This is a genomic window from Corallibacter vietnamensis, from assembly GCF_039537875.1.
GTDB classification, from domain to species: Bacteria; Bacteroidota; Bacteroidia; order Flavobacteriales; family Flavobacteriaceae; genus Corallibacter; species Corallibacter vietnamensis.
The window spans coordinates 338,614-359,264 of sequence record NZ_BAABBI010000001.1 but is presented as its reverse complement, the minus strand read 5'-3'; the positions used below and the strand labels follow the sequence as shown (position 1 = coordinate 359,264).

Annotated in this window: 22 protein-coding genes; 12 read left to right on the top strand and 10 right to left on the bottom strand. The window is 32.8% G+C overall.

The genetic code is table 11. The features are described 5' to 3' along the window. Position 1 precedes the first annotated feature (1 nt). Positions 2-1,348, top strand: coding sequence for a dihydroorotase (locus ABD690_RS01700; RefSeq protein WP_344726398.1), 1,347 nt, complete (start codon positions 2-4; stop codon positions 1,346-1,348). A gap of 3 nt (positions 1,349-1,351) precedes the next feature. Continuing rightward, a complete protein-coding gene (locus tag ABD690_RS01695; RefSeq protein WP_344726397.1) occupies positions 1,352-1,810 on the top strand; it encodes a DUF4296 domain-containing protein in 459 nt (152 codons plus the stop codon). Positions 1,811-1,812: 2 nt separating this feature from the next. On the opposite strand, the gene ABD690_RS01690 is transcribed toward ABD690_RS01695, so the two are convergent. After that, positions 1,813-2,814: an NAD-dependent epimerase/dehydratase family protein gene (locus tag ABD690_RS01690; RefSeq protein ID WP_344726396.1), complete on the bottom strand. Its 1,002-nt coding sequence runs from the start codon at positions 2,812-2,814 to the stop codon at positions 1,813-1,815. A gap of 87 nt (positions 2,815-2,901) precedes the next feature. Between ABD690_RS01690 and tyrS the strand changes: the two genes are divergently transcribed. After that, the gene (gene tyrS / locus ABD690_RS01685) at positions 2,902-4,209 is read left to right on the top strand and encodes a tyrosine--tRNA ligase (protein ID WP_344726394.1); all 1,308 of its coding nucleotides are present in this window, start codon (positions 2,902-2,904) and stop codon (positions 4,207-4,209) included. A 103-nt stretch (positions 4,210-4,312) separates the two neighbouring features. Here tyrS and ABD690_RS01680 read toward each other — a convergent pair whose 3' ends face one another. The 4 genes from ABD690_RS01680 to ABD690_RS01665 all read right to left on the bottom strand — a co-directional run bounded on the left by ABD690_RS01680 (position 4,313) and on the right by ABD690_RS01665 (position 9,357). After that, positions 4,313-5,293, bottom strand: a complete 981-nt coding sequence (locus tag ABD690_RS01680) for a LuxE/PaaK family acyltransferase (RefSeq protein ID WP_344726392.1) — start codon at positions 5,291-5,293, stop codon at positions 4,313-4,315. Between the two features lie 72 nt (positions 5,294-5,365). After that, entirely contained in the window at positions 5,366-7,039 is a 1,674-nt protein-coding gene (locus ABD690_RS01675) for a T9SS type A sorting domain-containing protein (RefSeq protein WP_344726390.1), read from the bottom strand. Between the two features lie 101 nt (positions 7,040-7,140). Beyond that, the gene (locus ABD690_RS01670) at positions 7,141-8,916 is read right to left on the bottom strand and encodes a T9SS type A sorting domain-containing protein (protein ID WP_344726388.1); all 1,776 of its coding nucleotides are present in this window, start codon (positions 8,914-8,916) and stop codon (positions 7,141-7,143) included. 105 nt (positions 8,917-9,021) lie between these two features. Further along, a complete protein-coding gene (locus ABD690_RS01665; RefSeq protein WP_344726386.1) occupies positions 9,022-9,357 on the bottom strand; it encodes a T9SS type A sorting domain-containing protein in 336 nt (111 codons plus the stop codon). A gap of 269 nt (positions 9,358-9,626) precedes the next feature. Between ABD690_RS01665 and ABD690_RS01660 the strand changes: the two genes are divergently transcribed. Next, complete coding sequence (locus tag ABD690_RS01660; protein ID WP_344726384.1) at positions 9,627-10,310, top strand: response regulator transcription factor; 684 nt, start codon at positions 9,627-9,629, stop codon at positions 10,308-10,310. After that, positions 10,310-11,350 (top strand): sensor histidine kinase, encoded by a 1,041-nt coding sequence (locus ABD690_RS01655; RefSeq protein WP_344726382.1) that lies wholly within the window; start codon positions 10,310-10,312, stop codon positions 11,348-11,350. Before ABD690_RS01660 ends, ABD690_RS01655 begins: the two co-directional genes overlap by 1 nt. On the opposite strand, the gene ABD690_RS01650 is transcribed toward ABD690_RS01655, so the two are convergent. Then, positions 11,324-12,382 carry a glycosyltransferase gene (locus tag ABD690_RS01650; RefSeq protein ID WP_344726379.1) on the bottom strand — a complete coding sequence of 353 codons (1,059 nt, stop codon included), beginning with the start codon at positions 12,380-12,382 and terminating at the stop codon, positions 11,324-11,326. The two genes, ABD690_RS01655 and ABD690_RS01650, sit on opposite strands and share 27 nt — an antisense overlap. Before the next feature lie 106 nt (positions 12,383-12,488). Here ABD690_RS01650 and trmB point away from each other — a divergent pair, with 106 nt between their 5' ends. From trmB to ABD690_RS01615, 7 genes are all read left to right on the top strand, one after another. Next, positions 12,489-13,169 carry a tRNA (guanosine(46)-N7)-methyltransferase TrmB gene (gene trmB / locus ABD690_RS01645; protein WP_344726377.1) on the top strand — a complete coding sequence of 227 codons (681 nt, stop codon included), beginning with the start codon at positions 12,489-12,491 and terminating at the stop codon, positions 13,167-13,169. Further along, positions 13,166-13,795, top strand: coding sequence for a LysE family transporter (locus ABD690_RS01640; RefSeq protein WP_344726375.1), 630 nt, complete (start codon positions 13,166-13,168; stop codon positions 13,793-13,795). The genes trmB and ABD690_RS01640 overlap by 4 nt, the downstream gene beginning before the upstream one ends. Beyond that, positions 13,795-14,124 (top strand): MGMT family protein, encoded by a 330-nt coding sequence (locus ABD690_RS01635; RefSeq protein ID WP_344726373.1) that lies wholly within the window; start codon positions 13,795-13,797, stop codon positions 14,122-14,124. Before ABD690_RS01640 ends, ABD690_RS01635 begins: the two co-directional genes overlap by 1 nt. 113 nt (positions 14,125-14,237) lie before the next feature. Beyond that, positions 14,238-15,371, top strand: a complete 1,134-nt coding sequence (locus tag ABD690_RS01630; RefSeq protein WP_344726371.1) for an Mrp/NBP35 family ATP-binding protein — start codon at positions 14,238-14,240, stop codon at positions 15,369-15,371. Between the two features lie 4 nt (positions 15,372-15,375). Next, on the top strand, positions 15,376-15,618 hold the full coding sequence (locus tag ABD690_RS01625; RefSeq protein WP_344726369.1) for a NifU family protein: 243 nt from the start codon (positions 15,376-15,378) through the stop codon (positions 15,616-15,618). A gap of 67 nt (positions 15,619-15,685) precedes the next feature. Next, positions 15,686-16,747: an NAD(P)/FAD-dependent oxidoreductase gene (locus ABD690_RS01620; RefSeq protein WP_344726367.1), complete on the top strand. Its 1,062-nt coding sequence runs from the start codon at positions 15,686-15,688 to the stop codon at positions 16,745-16,747. After that, the gene (locus tag ABD690_RS01615) at positions 16,747-17,082 is read left to right on the top strand and encodes a 2Fe-2S iron-sulfur cluster-binding family protein (protein WP_344726365.1); all 336 of its coding nucleotides are present in this window, start codon (positions 16,747-16,749) and stop codon (positions 17,080-17,082) included. The genes ABD690_RS01620 and ABD690_RS01615 overlap by 1 nt, the downstream gene beginning before the upstream one ends. Before the next feature lie 7 nt (positions 17,083-17,089). Here ABD690_RS01615 and ABD690_RS01610 read toward each other — a convergent pair whose 3' ends face one another. The 4 genes from ABD690_RS01610 to rimM form a co-directional block, all read right to left on the bottom strand. Continuing rightward, positions 17,090-17,989, bottom strand: coding sequence for a metallophosphoesterase (locus ABD690_RS01610; protein WP_344726363.1), 900 nt, complete (start codon positions 17,987-17,989; stop codon positions 17,090-17,092). Between the two features lie 73 nt (positions 17,990-18,062). Then, positions 18,063-19,241, bottom strand: coding sequence for an acyl-CoA dehydrogenase family protein (locus tag ABD690_RS01605; protein ID WP_344726361.1), 1,179 nt, complete (start codon positions 19,239-19,241; stop codon positions 18,063-18,065). Positions 19,242-19,304: 63 nt separating this feature from the next. Next, entirely contained in the window at positions 19,305-20,018 is a 714-nt protein-coding gene (locus ABD690_RS01600; protein WP_344726359.1) for a tRNA1(Val) (adenine(37)-N6)-methyltransferase, read from the bottom strand. Positions 20,019-20,024: 6 nt separating this feature from the next. Next, positions 20,025-20,558, bottom strand: a complete 534-nt coding sequence (rimM, locus tag ABD690_RS01595; protein WP_344726357.1) for a ribosome maturation factor RimM — start codon at positions 20,556-20,558, stop codon at positions 20,025-20,027. Between the last annotated feature and the right edge of the window lie 93 nt (positions 20,559-20,651).

Here is a 20,651-nt window from a genome sequence, read left to right as displayed (position 1 = left end):
TATGGCAGAGAAAACAGTTCTTATAAAAAATGCTAAAATTGTTAATGAAGGCAAAGTTACAGAAGGAGATATTCTTATAGAGGGCAATTATATAAAAGAAATAGCAAGCTCTATAAGTGCAAAATCAGCCGATGTAAAAGTAATAGATGCAGAAGGTAACTACGTGCTACCTGGTGTTATTGATGATCAAGTGCATTTTAGAGAGCCAGGTTTAACACATAAAGCAAATATAGAAACCGAGTCTAAAGCTGCCATCGCAGGAGGAATTACTTCGTTTATAGAAATGCCCAATACAAGCCCTCAAACAACAACCATTGATGCGCTAAATGATAAATTTGACATCGCTTCACAGTCATCATATGCGAATTATTCTTTTATGTTTGGAGGAACCAATGATAACCTTGAAGAAATAAAAAAGGTAAACACAAAAGAAGTTGCTGGCTTAAAGTTGTTTTTAGGATCTTCAACAGGAAACATGCTTGTAGATGACCCAGAAGTTATTGAAAATATTTTTTCAAGTACCGATATGGTTATATCAGTACATTGTGAAGATGAAGCCACTATAAAGAATAATTTAGAAATTTATAAGGCTGAATATGGCGATGACATTCCAGTAAAATTTCACCCAAATATTCGTAGTGAGCAAGCATGTTATTTATCATCATCACGCGCTATAGAATTAGCAAAGAAAACAGGAGCAAGGCTACATGTTTTTCATTTATCAACAGGAAAGGAAACAAATTTGTTTTCAAATAAAGTGCCTTTAAAAGATAAGAAAATCACAGCCGAGGTTTGTGTTCATCATTTATGGTTTTCTAATGAAGACTATGATACTAAAGGAACTTTAATTAAATGGAATCCAGCAGTAAAGACCACTAAAGATCGTGATGATTTATGGAAAGCGTTACTAGATGACAGAATAGATGTTATAGCAACAGACCATGCACCACATACACTAGAAGAAAAACAAAATGTTTATACAAAAGCGCCTTCTGGAGGACCATTGGTTCAGCATGCATTAGTAGCTATGCTAGAAGCATATCATAATGACAAAATATCTTTGCCTAAACTGGTTGAAAAAATGTGTCATAACCCAGCTATTTTATTTCAGGTAGAAAAAAGAGGTTATGTAAAAGAAGGATATTTTGCTGATTTGGTTATTGTAGATTTAAACAATCCATGGACGGTAAAAAAAGAGAACATTTTATACAAATGTAAATGGTCTCCTTTTGAGGGTTCAACTTTTAAGTCTAGAGTTACACACACAATTTTAAATGGTCAGTTGGTTTATGAGCATTTTAAGTTTAATGGTGTAAAAGCAGCCAAAAGACTAACGTTTAATAGGTAAACTATGAAAAATGTAATACGACTTTTTGTAATACTTGTACTAATAAGTGCATGTAAAGGAATAGATAAGCCCGATAAACCTGATAACCTTCTTTCTAAACAAGAAATGGTAAATGTGTTGATAGACTTGTCTTTAATATCTTCAGCAAAAGGCGTTAATAAAAAAACATTAGAAAATAGTCTAGTATCACCAAAAGCATTTATTTACAAAAAACATCATATAGATAGCTTGCAATTTGCTTTAAGCAATCAGTATTACGCTTACAACTCTGAAGTTTATTCAGAAATATTAAATCAGGTGAGTGATAGCTTGAATATTCTAAAAGAAATTTATCAAAAATTAGAAAATGAAGAGTTAATGAAAAAGGTTGAAGAGGATTCTATAAAAGGAAAAAAACTAGGAGACTCATTAAAGCTAGCTAAACACAAAAATAAAAAGAAGAAGCCAGCTAAAATACTGTAATTTTATTTGTGAAACTGTTTGGCAACTTTTAAAATTTCATCTTCAATAGCAGAAAAATTATAGTTTAAAGCATCTGCTATTTTTGCATTAGTGTAAATACTTTTTGATGTAAGTGTATGCGCTAATTGCTTGCTCAAGCTTCGGCGTTTTCTTGTTATTTTACTATATAACCAATCTAATCGCCAACCTATTTGTAACAAAAAGTCACTTGCCTTTTTTGTAGGAGGTTGTACGTTAAGATGTTTTGCTACCAGTGATAAAAAAGTTTTATAGGATAGGTTTTCTGATACCAAAATAAAGCGTTCATTAATAATGTCACTTTTCATAAGTTTTGTCATTATAGAAACAACATCAGAAACACCAACATAACCCACATGTCCTTTTGTATAATAAGAAAGGCCTTTATATACTTTTTTAAAAATAAAACCGCTACCATGATTCCAAATGCCACCACCTATAATTACACCTGGGTTTACAATCACAGCATTTAAGCCTTCTTGAGTGCCTCGCCAAACCTCAATTTCTGCACCGTATTTGGTTATTCCATAAACACTGTTGTCAGCTTCAGGATTCCAATAAGTGTTTTCATCTATTGTTTTTCCTAAACTAGCTTTCCCAAGAGTTGCTACAGAACTTACATAGCATAATTTTTCTACATTACTCGCAATGCATAAGTTTACTATGTTTGCTGTTCCATCAATATTTGTTTTACGTAATAAATGATATTTATTAGGTTCAAAACTTACAAAAGCCGCACAATGGTATACATGACTAATGTCAATAAAAGCTTCAGATAGAGCAGGAATATCAAGTAAATCAGCCTGAATCCAAGTGATTTTATTGAATAAAATCTCGCTGTTTTCAGAATAATAAGAAAATACCTTTTTTACAATTTCTAGTTTCTTTTTATTTCTATAAATAGCTTTTACCTGCTCATTATTATTAACAAGTTGATATAATAAATGCGATCCAACTAAACCTGTGCCTCCTGTAACTAAAATCATAAAACTAAAGTAAAGAATTATTCATAAACGTTTAGGTTTTATACATTGATTTTTATCTTTGTTACCATTAAATATGATTTAGAAATTATGGCAAACAATTTAGTAGAAGAATTACGATGGCGAGGAATGGTGCATGATATCATGCCTGGAACAGAAGACCAATTGAGTAAAGAAATGACAACCGCTTATATTGGTTTTGATCCAACATCAGATGCATTACATATTGGTAGTTTAGTGCCTATAATACTGTTAGTACATTTAGAAAAAGCAGGACATAAACCTATTGCATTAGTTGGTGGAGCAACTGGAATGATAGGAGATCCTTCAGGAAAAAGTGACGAACGTAATTTGCTAGACGAAGCTACCTTAAATCGTAATGTAGCTGGAATTAAAAATGTGTTGTCAAGATTTTTAGATTTTGATTCTACTGCAAAAAATGCTCCAGTATTAGTAAACAACTACGACTGGATGAAAAATTTCAGTTTTATAGATTTTGCTCGTGATGTAGGTAAGCGTATTACCGTAAATTATATGATGGCTAAAGACTCTGTAAAAAAGCGTTTTTCAGGAGAAGAAGGTAGCATAGGAATGTCATTTACAGAATTTACTTACCAGTTAATTCAAGGGTATGATTTTTACCATTTGTACAAAGAATATAATTGCTTATTACAAATGGGAGGAAGTGATCAATGGGGAAATATAACAACGGGTACAGAGCTTGTAAGACGTATGAATGTTGGTGAAGAAGCAAAAGCCTATGCTATGACTTGCCCATTAATTACTAAAGCTGACGGATCTAAATTCGGAAAATCTGAAGGTGGAAATATTTGGTTAAATGCTGATAAAACTTCGGTGTATAAGTTTTACCAGTTTTGGTTAAATACTAGTGATGAAGATGCTGAAAAGTATATTAAAATATTTACGTTTTTAGATAAAGAAACTATTGATGAGCTAATAAAAACGCATAAAGAAAACCCTGGTTTTAGAGCATTGCAAAAAAAGCTAGCAGAAGAAGTAACAACATTTGTACATAGCAAAGAAGACTTTGAAACAGCTGAAAAAGCATCAAATATTTTATTTAGTAAATCTTTTAAAACAGACATTAAAACACTAGATGAGAATACGTTTTTAGATGTTTTTGAAGGCGTACCTCAAGCAACTGTAAAAAGAGAAGACATTGAGTCTGGAATTGATATGATTGCAGCGCTTTCGGCAAAAACAAACTTTTTAAACTCTAACGGAGAAGCACGTCGTGCTTTAAAAGAAAATTCTGTATCAGTCAATAAAGAAAAAGTAAAAGAAGACTACCTGTTAACAGTAGATGATTTAATAAACGACAAGTATATTATAGTTAATAAAGGAAAGAAAAACACTTACATTATTGTAGTTTCATAAAAAAACGCCTGATAAATTTTATCAGGCGTTTACAATTAACCAACCAACTAAAAAATCTTTCTTTTTCTTAGCTGTTACATTAGTCGTAATAATATTTGTTTCCTTACAGAACCATTAAATTACATCCTCTAATATCAGAATTATCAAATCTTCCTATAATTTCAAAGGAGTTATCATCATGTACGCGACCTAAATCTTGAGTCGCTATAAAAGAACAAGAGTTTATATTGGCAAGATCTATTACGTTTATTCCGCCTGTTTTATTAGTGTCTTGTATGGTTAAGGCATCTTCGGTATCGCGTGTAAGTATTTTCATCCAGTTAGGGCATTTAAAAATACCATGACCATGTGAGTAAGCCTGACTTAATAATTCGGTCATACCATATTCACTATGAATAGCATCAACGCCAAAACCTTTTTTTAATTCAGTATGAAGTTCTTGTCTAATCATTTCTTTTCTTCTGCCTTTCATACCGCCAGTTTCCATAACAATAGTGTTTTTTAGGTTAAAAGAATAACTTGCTATTAAGTCTAATAAGGCAAACGAAACACCTATTAATAATACCTTTTTACCACTATTATCAAGTGTGATTAGTGTTTCTTTTAGTTCTGATAAATTGTCAAGATAAAATCCGCTTTCAGGCGCTTTTGAAGATTTTATTAAGTCATCTACCATATAAATTAAAGAAGAACCTTCTCTTTCTAAATAAGATGGTAATAATGCCAAAACGGTGTATTCAGAAATGTCACCATAAAAAACCTCAAAAGCTTTTTTAAAACTATTCTCATATACGTCAAGATTAGTCACATGGTGTTTGCTAGTAACACTTCCTGTTGTGCCAGAGCTAGTAAAGGTTTTTTCTATGGCTTTTTGAGATGAAATAATAGCGTGTGTTTTAAAAAACTGAATAGGTAAAAAAGGTATTTCTTTTATGTCTTTTATATCACTTGGGTGTATGTATAATAAATCACAAAATGATCTGTATGTTGCATTGTTTTCAAATTGATGTTTAAAAACAGAAAGCGCCATAGTTTCAAACTCTTTTTGAGTTTTTATATTAAAAATATCACAGGTGTTTATCATAAGTACAAAAGTATATAAAAATAAAAAGCGCTACCAGTGGTAACGCTTTTTAAAATTGTATCTAAAAGAAGATTATTTAACTACTAGTTTTTTTGTAGCTGTTTGTCCGTTTTGATTAATGTTTACTATGTATATACCAGCATGTAATGTTGATACATTAAGTGTGTTGTTTGTAATCGTATTTGTTAATACTTGTTTGCCTAACATATCAAATACTGTTACATTAATTTTTTCGTTTGAAGGACTAGTGATGTTTACAAATCCTGTGTTTGTTGGATTAGGAAATACAGAAAACACATTTGTAGTTACATTAACAGTTGATAAAGATTCGCAGCTAGATGTCGGTCTAGTTCCTAATACAGGGCAGTTGCTGTAAGTAACTAACTCTACATTAGATAAATTCCAGTCAGAATAACCATCAGCGCCATCATCTAAATATTGAATACTAATAAATACATCTGTTCCAGATAAGCTTGATAAATCAACTTCTACAAGTCCTTCATCGCTTTCTGTGATTGTTTGTAAAAGTGACCACGTTGTATCATCAGGGCAACCAGAATAGTTTGCCGTGTAGTTTACTGCTAGTGGCGTATCTCCATAATTTTCTTGTGCATCAAACTTTAATGTAAGGTCTGTTACACCGCTCATGTCAAGTGGACCAAAAAGTAACCAAGAGTTTACAGGTTCAGCGCATCCACCACCACAGTATCCGTTCATGTTATAAACGCCACTGCTTAATGTCCAAATATCGCCGTTAGTGTTTTCTGTGTTAGTGAATATTTCAAATTTTTCAGTTCCGTTGCTTAAGTCAAAACATGTTGTTTGTGTAGGTTCGCAGCTTGGAGAAGTAAAGCTCTGTGAAAGAGTACAGTTTTCATTGGTTAAAGTTAAAGTAACGTCAGTCCCTTCGTTGATACCTGTAACAGTAATTGTACCATCAGTAGAAATTGTGCTTACACTAGCTGTTCCTGTAGAAGCTGTAACCGTGAAAGCATCTGTTTCACTTCCATTTAAAAAATCAAAAGTAGCAGTGTATGTATCTACTCCAATATTAATAGCATCACATGTAGCTGTGTTGGTTGTAAGTGAAGCAGTACAAGAAGAAGAGTTTGCTGTAACAGAAATGTTATCTAAATAAATACCTTCATCAGTAGATGTAAACCCTTCAAAAGAAAGAACAATATCTAATGTAGAGTTTCCATTTAAAGTTATAACAGCAGATGAAAATGTAGCAAATGTATTTTCTGTCACAGTACATCCACTTGTTCCTGTTACTAATGCAGGTAAAACACCTGTTCCGCAATCTCCAATACCATCAAAATCAGTGTCTAAAGAAGCTGCTTCATTGTACGTTCCTCCGGCATTTCTTACCCAAAGTAGATTTTGGCTAGATCCGCCATCTAAAGAATAAGTAATAGAAAAGGTGTCATCGTCATCCCAATCTTTAAAGTGGTGGGCTATCATATCAATGTTGAATGTGAAATCAGAATAACCAGTAACATCAATTTGATCTAGTGTAATAGTAGCGGGTGCAGCATTTGTGTCTTCAACGGCCCATATATATGATGAATTACCTCCTAAATTAGGATTTACTCTGTTAAATACATCTATATCAGAAGAGCCTTCAGTAGTTGAAGCTGTATAGCCATCATTTAATGTTTCAAAATCTTGACTGTAAATTTCTGTCTGACAGAAAGAGTATGTAGAAATTAAAAAAAATAGTAATAGTGCGTAAATGTTTTTCATAATTAAAATTTGTGATTTATTTGAGGCAAAAGTAGTGGCATAAACAAAAAAAGCCAACTTAATAGTTGGCTTTTAATGATTTAATAATGTTAAACTTGTAATTACTTGATAATAAGTTTTTTACTGGTTGTGTTGTTGTTTTGAGATAATCTTAAAATGTAAACACCAGAATTTAAAGATGAAACATTTAATGTGTTATTTGTTAATGTGTTATTTAGCACTTGTTTTCCTAGAATATCATATACAGCAACTTTTATTGCTTCGTTAGAATTACTTGAGATATTTACAATTCCATTTGTTACAGGGTTAGGGTAAATATTAAAATTGTTAGCTTCAAAAAGGCTTGTTGATAATAGATTAGGAGTAACGTCAGCCCATGAAGTTCCAATGCGTAATTCATCAAAATCTATTGACGGTGTTTCTCCTGTTGAATCTTGTCTCAAAACAAATTTATCAATTAATGATGAAGGTGAAGAATCAGTATCAGTAAGTAATGCTGTTGGAGCAGTGCCACCAAGATCATTACTATCAGGATTAACCCAAGCGCTTATTCCTCCAGTAGAAATATTGTAACTCATTACAATAAATACATTTTCATTGATATTGAATTTTTGTGTAGAGAAGCTTGAAGCAGATCCGCTATTTGTAATGGCAATATCATAAGTTGTGCCTACAGGATCTGTATCAGGATGAACCCATAACCTTGCATCAAAATTACCAAGAACAGCAAAGTAACCACCATCTGTTAAATCTGTAATATTTGATAAGTCACGGACATTTATTATAAAAGAAGCAAATACTTCACCAGAAGTTGCAGGTTCAAATACAAGTTCAGAATCAATAAAACCACCTTCTAAGTGAATAGAGTTTCCTGTTGGGTTTTCTAAATTAGGGTAGTTTAAATTTCCAGAAATAACATCAATAGGATTATCAGAACCACTAAAGTTAGACCAATTTGGTTGGTCGCCTAAATCAGCTCCAACAGTATAATTAAAACCTTCGTAATGAGGTAGTGTAATTGCTGGCTCGCAAACAGGAGCAGTAATCGTTGAGTCTAGATTACATAATGTTCCGTTAATTACAGTAATTACAACATTAACACCTTCTGTTACGCCTGTTACAGTTATAGTACCTGACGCATCTGTTGATGGGTCTCCGTTTGTTAAGTCTACTGTTCCAGAGCTAGCAGTTACAGTATAAGAACTTGTTCCTCCACCAGAAAAATCTACTGTAGCTGTATAAGTGTCTGTGTTTACAGTAAAGTCATCACAAATTGCAGTAGTTGTTGTTAGACTTAATTCGCATACAGCAGCATTGTTTTCTAATCTATAAGTAGGAGCTTTAGTTTCGTAAGCTGTACCTGCTGCGTTTAGTTGTAATGATTCAGTGTCATTAGCACTATTTAAGCTCTCGTCATATTGTACTGTTTCTCCTAATCCTGATAGTAATTCAGTGTCGTCAGCATCAGAAGTGCCATAAACAATAGCATCAACTAATCCTACACTAGTTACTCCAGTACCATTAGGGAAATCAGAGTCATTAGCAGTATATACTGCAACAGCATCAGCTCCGTTTTGTAAAGAATTACTAGCACCTAAATCAACATCAGGAGAAAGACCTGTGTTTCCTAAAATAAAAAAACCATTTGAATCTAATGACATCCCATCTAAATCAAATGCGGCATAACTAGTGTCATTACTACCGTTAAATAGTACAACAACTAACCCGTCTAAAGAAGCGTTAGGTGTTCCTTTTAATTCGATAAACTCCGCCATGTCAGTGCCTGGTGTGTCAGCATCAATTTCATTAATAACAACTTGTCCAAAAGAGATAGTCGATATTAATACTGTAAATAATAAAAAGTAAAGTTTCTTCATAATATCTTATATAAAAATTTGAATAACAAATATACAGAGATTTTAGAACTTATGCCAATGCGTGAAGTGTTTAAGTCGCTTTTTTACAATAAGATAATGTTAATGTTACTTTATAATAAGTTTTCTGGTAGCGGCTATATTCTTTTCAGTAACTTTAATAATATACACACCTGCTTTTAATTGAGCGATATTTAATTCTTTAGAAGTAAGAGTTTTTTTTAAAATACGTTTTCCTAAAACATTATAAATCTCTACTTCCTTGTTGAAATTTCCTTTTGTTATAATATATACTTTGCCATTACTTACAGGGTTTGGGTATATAGATAAGCCTTCAATGTTTTCAACAGGAGTATTGTTTTCATACAAAGATTGGCTAAAAACACTTTCAGCAATCAACATGCTAAATATAAAACATAGATAAAGTGTAATTTTATGTGCCATATAATAAAGATATATATTAAAGATACTAATATGTATTCAAAATTTATACCAAAAAAAAGTTAAACCTAATAGAAGGTAAAGGTAATTTTATGTCAGTGTAAGTTATACGTTACGTTATTGTTATTAATCTTATATTTGTAATAAGACATCTTTATTAATTTTATCTTTACTCACTAAAATAACATATAAATGCAACATCTACTTGTTATAAGCGCTTTTGTTTTTTTTTAGATGTTACATGTGATTATTGAAATAAAATACAAAGACACATGAAAAAAAAGGATATAAAAATACTTTTAGTAGATGACGAGCCAGATATTTTAGAAATAGTAGGTTATAACCTATCTGCAGAAGGTTATCAAGTATCAACGGCTGAAAACGGTGTTGAAGCTGTAAAGAAAGCAAAAAAAGAAAAACCACAACTCATCATTCTTGATGTAATGATGCCTGAAATGGACGGTATTGAAGCTTGTGAGCAAATACGTAAAATTCCAGATTTAAAAGACACCATTATTACTTTTTTAACAGCGCGTGGAGAAGACTACTCTCAAGTAGCAGGTTTTGATGCTGGTGCAGATGATTATATCACAAAGCCTATTAAACCTAAAGTTTTGGTTAGTAAAGTAAAAGCATTATTAAGACGTCTTAAAGATGAAGAGGCAGCTGAATCTAAAGTGAAAATAGGGCACTTAGTAATAGATAGAGACGAATATAAAATCACCCTTAAAGACAAAGAAATTGTATTGCCTAGAAAAGAGTTTGAATTATTATCTTTGCTAGCATCTAAGCCAGGAAAAGTTTTTAAAAGAGAAGAGATTCTAGACAAAGTTTGGGGTAACGAAGTAGTTGTAGGAGGAAGAACTATAGATGTACACATTAGAAAACTACGAGAAAAAATTGGAGATAAATCTTTTAAAACTGTAAAAGGTGTAGGCTATAAGTTTGTAGACTAATGCAAAAATTAAAAAAAACATATAAGTTTGCGATAAGGACTTCGCTTTTTATCACAATCATACAAACACTCCTTTTGAGTGTTTTTTTATACATAGAAGATTCATTGAATTATCTTCTTCTACTAGCATTTGCAGCTATATCATACATAGTATGCTTTTTAATAATACAATATCGTGTAGAGCGTTTTATATACAGACGAGTAAAAAAAATATATGACGATCTTACATTGCTTGAGTCTACCTCACTTACAAAACAGCCTATTACTACAGATATGGCTAGGCTTACAAGAGAAATTGATAGGTATGCAAAAGATAAAAAGCTAGAAATTGAAACGCTTAAGGTGCGAGAGGAATACCGTAAAGAGTTTATTGGAAATGTTTCTCATGAACTTAAAACACCATTGTTTACCGTACAAGGGTATTTGTTAACCTTAATTGATGGAGCTATTGAGGATAAAAAAATAAGAACCAAATACCTTAATAGGGCAAATAAAGGTGTAGAACGCCTCATTTACATTGTAAAAGATTTAGATATGATTACCAAGTTAGAAGTTGGTGATTTAAGTTTAAACATAGAATCTTTTGATATTGTTGAGTTGGTTACTGGTGTTTTTGAATTACTAGAAATGAAAGCGGCCAAGAAAAAGATTACACTAACTTTTGATATGGATTATCCTAACCCTATTATAGTTCATGCAGATAAAGAACGCATACAACAAGTGCTTACCAATCTGATAGTGAACTCAATCAAATACGGTAGAGAAAAAGGAACTACAGAAGTAAGTATAGAAAACTTAATAAAAAACAAAGTTATAGTTAGAGTAACAGACAATGGAGAAGGTATTGCTCAAGAACATTTATCTAGAATTTTTGAACGGTTTTTCAGAGTTGATAAAAGTGGCTCAAGAAAAGAAGGCGGTTCTGGTTTAGGCTTATCTATCGTCAAGCATATTATAGAAGCACACGATGAGCGCATTTATATAGAAAGTGAATTAGGTGTAGGAAGTGAGTTCTCATTCAGTCTTGAAAAGCTTGAATAATTTTTTATAATTTATCTCATAATCAAAGTCAGATAACCCTTTGTAATTATCTATCTCTTTTAATTTGTCAATACTAAATTCAGATTGTTTGCAACTAGGAACCAAGCCTGTTTTAGTTAATCTTTCAGCTAAATATTCTTGTTCAAATTGTCCCGGAGTAGGTATAAAAAAAGCTTTTTTGCCTAATTGTGCTAAGTCCATTACCGTTGTATATCCTGATCGTGATATTATAAAAGCACTTGAGTTAATAGCTTCTTCAAGCATTTGACTCGTCATATAATTGTATATAGTAATGTGATCTTGTGTTTTTGATAAAGGCTCACCTTCAATAACACCTCTTACAAATAAAACAGAGCCTTTATAAGTTTTAAAAGATTTAAGTAGTTTTTCTTCTAGCAATGTTCGTTGCGGTTCAGGACCAGATAACAATACCATAGCACTGTAAGTCATTTTACTGTTTTGTGTTTTTTGTAGCCTACTTAATGGTCCTATATGTTTAACCTTGAGTTTAGGAATATCAATATGTCCCAGTTTTCCGCTTAAATTAGGTTCTCCTATATTATCAGGAACCCAGCATTCATCAAACTTTTTTATGATTTTTTGATGCATTTTAGAGCTAAACCATGTTGTGTTACCACTTAAAACCTGTAATTGATGAGTTATAAAAACAGAAGGGATGTGCTTGCTAGAAACACCAAAACGGTTGTCTGAAATAATACCAGAGATGCTATAATCTTCAATGATTTTTTTTACAGCCTTTTTTTCAGCCTTTAATGTGGTTAGCATTTTAGGTGAATTTTTAAGTAGCTTTAATTTAAAGTAAGCACCTTTTTTAGAATACGTAATGTTGTAAGATGGTAGCTCTAGATGTTGTAAATCAGGAAATTCCTTTTTTAATAAATTCAGCGCAGCACCATCACTAGCAATTATAGGCTCAAAGTTGTTTGTAATCAAGGCGTGTATTATAGGAATACAACGCGTTGCGTGCCCTAAACCCCAGTTTAAAGGAGCTACTAAAATTCGCCTTTTCATTAATTATAAGTGTTTCAATAAGATTTAAAAACAAAGATAAGCATATATAAACTCTCATATATTTCCGTAATTTTACCGAATCTTATATTAAACATTAAATCAATCCGTGGGAAGTAAGAATAAATTAAGAAGATTTAGAGAAAACGAAACCTTTGCAAACGTATTTCAACCGTCAAGACCAGATCTTGTAGATGGCGAATACAAGATGAAAGGACAATGGAATAAAACATTTTTTAAAAACGATAACCCATTAATTTTAGAGCTTGGCTGTGGTAAAGGAGAATATACAGTTGGGCTTGCAAAAAGATATCCTAATAAAAACTTTATAGGAATTGATATAAAAGGGGCGCGTTTTTGGAGAGGCGCTAAAACAGCGATAGAAGAAAACTTACCAAATGCAGCATTTTTAAGAACTCAAATAGAGTTAGTAGAATACGCTTTTGCAAAAAATGAGATTGATGAAATATGGATTACATTTCCAGATCCGCAAATAAAATACAAACGAACCAAGCATAGAATGACAAATACTGCGTTTTTAAAGCGTTACAAAACCATATTGAAACCAGATGGTGTTGTAAATTTAAAAACAGATAGTGAGTTTATGCACGGATACACTTTAGGGTTGTTACATGGCGAAGGTCACGAAGTATTATATGCAAATCATGATGTATATAGACAAGAAGGAAGCCCTGAAGAAGTAACAGGTATTCAAACATTTTATGAAAACCAATATTTAGAAAAAAACAAACCAATTACGTATATTAGATTTAAAATCAAGGACTTTTGAATTTAACAATCGTATTTTTTTTAGGATTTATATGCGCTTTTTTTGCAGTGCTTCCACCAGGGTTGTTAAATATAACTGCTGCAAAAATTAGCTTAAAAGAAGGCCATGTTAGAGGTATTGTTTTTTCAATAGGAGCCTGCATTATTGTATTCTGTCAAACACTTATAGCAACAGTTTTTGCTAGGTATTTACACAAGCATCCTGACGTTATTGATATATTACAGCGTGTTGCATTTGTCATTTTTGTGCTAGTAACCATATACTTTTTGTTTATAGCTAAAAGTAACGACAAACCAGATGAAGATATTGATGCTAAAAGTAAAACAAGCCGTTTTTTTCAAGGCATGTTTTTATCTAGCATTAATGTGTTTCCTATTCCATTTCAAGCTTATATGGCTATTACATTGGCGTCCTTTGGTTGGCTTAATTTTGATAAAACAAGTGTCGCAGCTTATATAACAGGAGCAGCAATGGGTTCTTTTGCAATATTCTATATCTATATTTTCTTTTTTGAAAAGATTAAAGGAAAAAAAATGACCTCTCAAAAAAACATGAATTATCTGATAGGCAGTATAACAGGAATCGTGGCGCTTATTACATTAATCAATATCATTAAAGAAATGTAATGAAACCAGAGACTCTTAATTTTTTTGAAAAGGTTTATCAAGTAGCTAAACAAATTCCTTACGGACGTGTAACCAGTTATGGTGCAATAGCAAAATATTTAGGAGCCGCAAAAAGTGCTAGAATGGTAGGTTATGCCATGAACGGATCTGTAGGTAAAGATGTGCCTGCTCATCGTGTTGTAAACAGAAAAGGTTTGCTTACAGGAAAACATCATTTTGAAGGAACAAACCTTATGCAGCAGTTACTAGAAAGCGAAGGTGTTAAAGTAAAAGATAACCAAATTCAGGATTTTAATACCGTGTTTTGGGAGCCTTCAAAAGAGCTTTAATTCAAGCCATAGAGCTAAACAATACTACTATAAAAAAACTTACTTCAAGAGGCTTCACTCTTCAAGCTTTATTAGTTATATTTGCATTTTAGAATAAATCTAAATTATTGAAAGTGAAGTTAGTTAAACAAGATATACTTAAAGCCCTTGAAACCATTTCTGCGCCTGGTGAAGGACAAAATATGGTAGAGAGTGGCGCAGTAACAAATGTGGTTACTTTTGGCGACGAAGTTATAGTTGATGTTACTATAAATAACCCAAGTCTACAAGCTAAAAAGAAAACCGAAGTAGAAATTATGAAAGTCATACACGATAAAGTGTATGAAAAAGCAAAAATAAAAGTCAATATAAAAGTTGAAGCTCCAGCAAAACCTAAAAACGAAATTAAAGGAAACCCTATACCGGGTATCCAAAATATAGTTGCGGTTGCATCCGGTAAAGGCGGTGTTGGTAAATCTACAGTAACAGCAAATTTAGCAGCAACATTAGCCAAAATGGGATTTAAAGTTGGTGTTTTAGATGCTGATATTTATGGGCCTTCAATTCCTATAATGTATGATGTTGAAAACGAACGTCCATTATCTGTAAATGTAGGTGGAAAATCTAAAATGAAGCCTATAGAAAGTTATGGTGTTAAAATTTTATCAATAGGATTTTTTACCAAACCAGACCAAGCAGTTATTTGGCGTGGACCAATGGCTTCAAAAGCTTTAAACCAAATGATTTTTGATGCTGATTGGGGTGAATTAGACTTTTTATTATTAGACTTACCTCCGGGAACAGGAGACATTCATTTAAGCATTATGCAGGCATTACCAATTACAGGAGCTGTTGTAGTGAGTACGCCGCAAAATGTCGCACTTGCCGATGCTAAAAAAGGTGTTGCTATGTTTCAACAACAAAGTATCAATGTGCCAGTTTTAGGTATTATAGAAAATATGGCATATTTTACACCAGAAGAATTGCCAGATAATAAATATTATATCTTTGGTAAAGAAGGTGCAAAAAACCTTTCAGAAGATTTAGAAGTTCCGTTTTTAGGAGAAATTCCTCTAGTACAAAGCATTCGAGAAGCAGGAGATATTGGTCGTCCAGTAGCTTTACAAACAGCAACACCACTAGAGAGATCTTTTGAGAGAATTACTCAAAATGTAGTTCAGGAAGTTGTGAGACGTAATGATGCTTTACCACCAACTGAAGCAATTAAAATAACAACAATGGCTGGTTGTTCAGCAGTTAAAAAATAATCGTATGACTAGTGAGCAAATAAGAATAAATGTAGAAAAAGCACTTGAAGAAATTCGTCCCTTTTTACAAAGTGATGGCGGTAACATTTCATTATTATCTATAGAAGATGATAAACTAGTAAAAGTGCAGTTAGAAGGTGCTTGTACAAACTGTAGTGTTAATCAAATGACTCTAAAATCTGGAGTTGAGATGACTATCAAAAAATATGTACCGCAAATAGAGCAAGTTATTAATGTTGTTGCCTAAAAAGTGATATAAATCATATTTACTATAAACACTCAATGTTATTTTTGTTTCCTGAAAAAATCTATTCATGATTAAAACCGATATACTTATTATAGGTGCTGGTCCTACAGGATTATTTACTGTATTTGAAGCTGGCTTATTAAAACTAAAATGTCACCTTATAGATGCCTTGCCACAACCAGGAGGGCAATGTTCAGAACTTTATCCTAAAAAACCTATTTATGATATTCCTGCTTACCCAGAAATATTAGCAGGTGATTTAACTGAAAAATTGCTTGAGCAATGCAAACAGTTTGAACCAGGTTTTACTTTAGGAGAGCGTGCTGATACTATAGAGAAACAAGAAGATGGTAGCTTTATAGTAACCACTAACAAAGGAACTAAACACCATGCACCTGTTGTAGCAATAGCTAGTGGTCTAGGTAGTTTTGAACCGCGTAAACCTGTAATTCATAACATTGCTGATTTTGAAGATAAAGGTGTTGAGTATATGATTAAAGAACCAGAACTATACAGAGATAAAAAAGTAGTTATCGCTGGTGGTGGCGATTCTGCTTTAGACTGGAGTATATTTTTAAGTGACGTTGCCTCTGAGGTAACTTTAATTCATAGACGTAATGAGTTTAGAGGACATTTAGATTCTGTAGAAAAGGTTCAAGAATTAAAAAATCAAGGAAAAATTAACTTAATTACGCCGGCCGAAGTTATCGGTATTGTTGGTGATAAAAAAGTTAATGCAGTAGTTGTAAAACAAGCACAACATATTGAAAAAGAATTTGAAATAGAATGTGATCACTTTGTACCTCTTTTTGGTTTATCACCAAAATTAGGTCCTATAGCTAATTGGGGTTTAGAAATTGAAAAAAATGCCATTAAAGTTAACAATGCATTAGACTATCAAACCAACATACCTGGTATTTTTGCTATAGGAGATGGTAATACCTATCCAGGAAAATTAAAGCTAATACTTTGTGGATTTCATGAAGCAACATTAATGTGTCAAGCAGCCTATCAAATTATAAATCCAGGAAAACGCTACGTTCTTAAATATACAACCGTAGCTGGTGTAGATGGTTTTGATGGTACGCGTAAAGAAGCACCAAAAGCCGTTGTAAAAGCTATAGATTAATGGAAGGTCAAGATATTAAAATAACCATTATAGACCGCGATGGTGTTTCTCATGAAATAGATGCACCTACAGATATGGCAATGAATCTTATGGAGGTTGTTCGTAGTTACGAATTAGCTCCAGAAGGAACTATAGGTGTTTGTGGCGGTATGGCTATGTGCGCTTCATGTCAATGCTATGTGCTTTCAAATCATGAGTTGCCTGAAATGCAAGATGATGAAGAAGCTATGTTAAGTGAAGCTTTTGATGTGAAAGATAATAGTCGTTTAGGTTGCCAAATTCAAATTGCTCCAGAAATGAACGGACTTAAAATAGAACTAGCTCCAGAAAGCTAATGTTTTTTTATTCCGTTTTATAATCAATTAACTTTTTAGGACCTTCTAGCAGAACACGTACAATTTGAAGTGTGCCATCTTCTTTTGTGGCAACTTGCCATTTTATCAAGGATATTTCACCGTTTTCAATTTCAAGTCCTGTGATGCTTCTTGGATGTACACAACTACCATCATTAAAAAATGCAATATCACCAGGTTCAGGAAATCTTGGTCTATGCGTATGACCGGTAATAGTGATTAAATTGTTGTTCTCAATAATCCATTTTTTAGTACGTTTTTCAACCTTAATAAGTTCTTTGTAGTTTTTTGCTGGACTTGTAGGGTCTGCAATGCCCATTACATTTAGTGGTTTCCAAAGAACTCTAACTAAAAAGCGGCTCCACTTCCAGAATGTATAATTCCACCAATCTGCTTGGTGTCCGTGAGTTAAAAACAATTGTTGTTCGGTTTCACAATGTTTTAATACAATGCCTTCATGGTATTGAATATTAGGAAATAAAGATTCTTCTTTTCCTGTTTTTGCATCAAAGTATGTAAAAAGGTTTCTTTTTACGTAATTAGGGTTTCTGTAAACCATATCATGATTGCCCCAAATCATATGTAGTCTGTCTTGTTGATAAAACAACTTCATAAGATTGTATACATTTTTATGTGCTTCAAGAATAGGTGTAAAAGAAAGGTTTTCCCAAAGTTCGTCGCCATCACCAAGCTCGCAATAGCTGAAGCCTTCAGCATAGTAATGCTTTAAAGCGTGAAAGTAAATGTTTCTATTGTTAGCAAAATCATCGGCAAAACTATTGTCGCCTCGATGACAGTCACTAAAAAAAATAAACTTACTAGCATTGTCAAAGTCTATAACTTTGGCTTCTTTATATGCTTTGTCAAGTCGTTTTTTAGATGAAAACATAAAGTAAATGTAAATAAAAAAAGCGAACCTAAATTAGATTCGCTTTTGTAAGTTTTTTATTTGTCAAGGTATATTATTTAAAGGCATTTAAACCAGTAATATCTAACCCTGTAATTAATAAGTGAATGTCATGAGTTCCTTCATAAGTAATTACACTTTCTAAATTCATAGAATGACGCATAATGCTGTATTCTCCGGTAATTCCCATGCCACCTAGCATTTGTCTAGCTTCTCTAGCAATATTAATAGCCATATCGACATTGTTACGTTTTGCCATAGAAATTTGAGCAGATGTAGCTTTACCTTCGTTACGTAATACACCTAAACGCCATGTTAAAAGTTGCGCTTTGGTGATTTCGGTAATCATTTCTGCTAATTTCTTTTGCTGTAATTGAAATTGTCCTATTGGTTTACCAAATTGCGTACGCTCTTTGCTGTATCTTAAAGCTGTGTCATAACAATCCATAGCGGCACCAATAGCTCCCCAAGCAATACCATAACGCGCAGAGTCTAAACATCCAAGTGGAGCGCCTAGTCCTGATTTGTTAGGTAATAAATTCTCTTTAGGTACTTTCACGTTGTCAAAGATAAGTTCACCTGTTGCAGAAGCACGTAATGACCATTTGTTATGTGTTTCAGGAGTAGAAAAACCTTCCATGCCACGCTCTACAATAAGACCGTGAATTCGTCCTTCTTCATTTTTAGCCCAAACAACAGCTACTTGAGCAAATGGGGCATTACTTATCCACATTTTAGCACCATTTAAAAGATAGTGGTCGCCCATATCTTTAAAATTAGTAACCATGCCACCAGGGTTTGATCCGTGGTCAGGCTCGGTTAATCCAAAACAGCCCATCCATTCACCAGAAGCTAACTTTGGTAAATATTTTTGTCGTTGTTCTTCGTTACCATATTTCCAAATAGGATACATAACTAACGATGATTGTACAGAAGCAGTGCTTCGTACACCAGAATCTCCACGCTCAATTTCTTGCATGATTAATCCGTAAGAAATTTGATCTAATCCTGCACCACCATATTCTTCTGGAATATAAGGTCCGAAAGCACCAATTTCAGCTAAACCATTAATGATTTGTTCTGGAAATTCGGCTTTTTGAGCATAGTCTTCAATAATTGGTGATACATCGCGTTTTACCCATTCTCGGGCAGCATCACGTACTAGTTTATGTTCGTCTGAAAGTAATTCGTCTAGATTGTAATAGTCTGGAGCTTCAAATAAATCTGGCTTCATCAGTTTTTTAGTTTTAATTGCTCCTCAAAAATAACGAAAACGTTTTCAGTGTACAATTTTAAACTACATTTTTAAGTAGAAATCTTTGGTAAGGTTTTTATAATCTTCGGTATAATTATGTCGAGACGTTTCTATAATTAGCTCTGAAGTGTTTATGGTGCTTTTTTTGAAAGAAAAATCTATGAGACTGCGTTTAATTTCTGAATCTGGAGTCCCTTTTACATGCAGTATCTTGTTTGGGTATAAAGCAACTTTTGAAGCGAGCTCTATAAAATGTTTTTCTTCTTGATGTGGGATGACTACCGAAAAAACACCGTTTTCTGAAAGTAATTTTGAGGCGCTGTTTAACAAATGGGTAAAAGGCATGGCGTCTTGAAACCTTGCTAAATCTCTTTGTTGGTTATCTGTTTTATAGTTTTCTGAATAAAAAGGAGGGTTTGAGATTATCAAATCATAAGTGTCTTCAATTTCTTCAGTAAATTCATCAAGTGATGCATGATAACAAAACAATCTGTCTCCCCAAGGTGATTGTTCAAAGTTGTCAACGCATTGTTCGTAAGCTTCATCGTCAATCTCAATAGCATCTATTATTTCTGCTTGACTACGTTGCGCTAGCATTAAAGAAAGAATGCCGGTTCCTGCACCAATGTCTAGTATAGAAAAAGGTTGGTGTTCTAGACTTGACCAAGCACCAAGTAATACGCCATCTGTACCAATTTTCATAGCGCAACGGTCTTGATGGACTGTGAATTGTTTAAAATGAAAAGGCTTGTTCATTGTGTGTTAATTTTCATCTAGATATAAATCTATCAAACCTTCGGGAGTTTCAACAACAATAGTTTTATTGGCACGATCTACATTATTTATAAACTCATCATTCATAGGTATTAGTATTTCTACACCATCACGATCTATTTCAAAAAGTGCTTGCGCAGTAGAATCATTTATAGCTTTAATAGTACCAACAACACCATAATTTATATCTGTAACGGTAAACCCTATAATTTCATGAAAGTAAAATTTATTGCCTTCAAGTTTTGGTAAAAACTCTAAAGGTAGATATATATCGCTTTTTATAAGCGCATCTGCATCTGCTTCAGTATCTACATCTTCAAATTTTACACGAAGTAAATCAGACTTATGTAATTGAGAGGATTCTAAAAAGAAAGGAACTAAATTGTTTCGTAAGTCAATAAATAAAGCATCAAGGTTTTCGTATAAGTCAGGCTCGTCAGTATCTAACTTAATTAGGAGTTCACCTTTGAAACTATATTTTTTTACAATTTTACCTAAATAGAAGCAGTCTTTTTTTTGCATAATTTTTTAGTGAAAGTAAACATGGTTATGAGTTGTTTTTTAATCTAACTCATAAAAAAACCCAGACAAAAATGTCTGGGTTCAAAAGTATAA